Here is an 821-nt window from a genome sequence, read left to right on the forward strand (position 1 = left end):
CTGGACCTGCCCAGGCTCTATCGAACCATTGACGCCGATCCTGCCATCGTCGGGGCTGGCGTAGTGCATATCAGCAGTGATTATCGGGTGACGGTGCTGCGACTGAAAAACCCTCGCCATCCTCGCGAAATAATCCGGTTGAAGCAGTTGGCCGGAACTCTTCCTAAACGCTACAGCAATGCCCAATTACGCCGAGACATTCTCACTCAGATAGCAGATCAGATAGGGGCCGCGATAGCCGTCACAGGTAGCAGCATCTCTGGAAATATTAACCACATCGTCATCGCGCTTTATGAGGAGTTCAGTAGCCATGACCAATAACGCCAATACGGTATGCAAGCCGCGAACATTGCGTGGTTACACCCAACGCTTTGCTTTCACGGTGGGTACTGCAACATCAATGAACTTAGTGAGCATCTCGGGCAACCTGTCACATGGCCTCTCTTATTACGCCCGAATAAACTATCTCTCTAGCGACTATGCTGTGATGGCAAGCCTGATACTGGTATTGGCCATGTGTATCGGATTAGCCTTGGTGGCGCTAGGGTTTCGTTTGGGCCCTCCACTACTTGCATGTGTCGCGGCTCTGAATGTTCTGCTTTCGGCGGACTACTTGGGCAACCACCCGGTCACTCTGTTTGCGCTATTTCCTCTGCTGCAATCTCTGCTCTGCCTGGTCATCCTCAATACAAGAAACCACCGCCGCTACACCAACATGCTGAGGGTCAAGCGTCGGCGTAAAATCAGGGCTAACGCGTCAATCTCTTAGTCAACCGCAAAAAATCTGTGACCAAACCAGATCCCACACTTTTAGTGTTGTG

The 821-nt window shown here is 51.8% G+C and carries 2 protein-coding genes; both read left to right on the forward strand.

What is annotated here, in order from left to right:
- The coding region (locus ASU03_RS21250; protein WP_197411314.1) for a hypothetical protein at nt 1-321 on the forward strand (321 nt) is incomplete at its 5' end.
- Nucleotides 311-769, forward strand: a complete 459-nt coding sequence (locus ASU03_RS20315) for a hypothetical protein (protein ID WP_197411315.1) — start codon at nt 311-313, stop codon at nt 767-769. The genes ASU03_RS21250 and ASU03_RS20315, both read left to right, overlap by 11 nt.
- Nucleotides 770-821: the final 52 nt, after the last annotated feature.

The organism is Colwellia sp. TT2012 (genome assembly GCF_001440345.1).
GTDB lineage: Bacteria > Pseudomonadota > Gammaproteobacteria > Enterobacterales > Alteromonadaceae > Colwellia.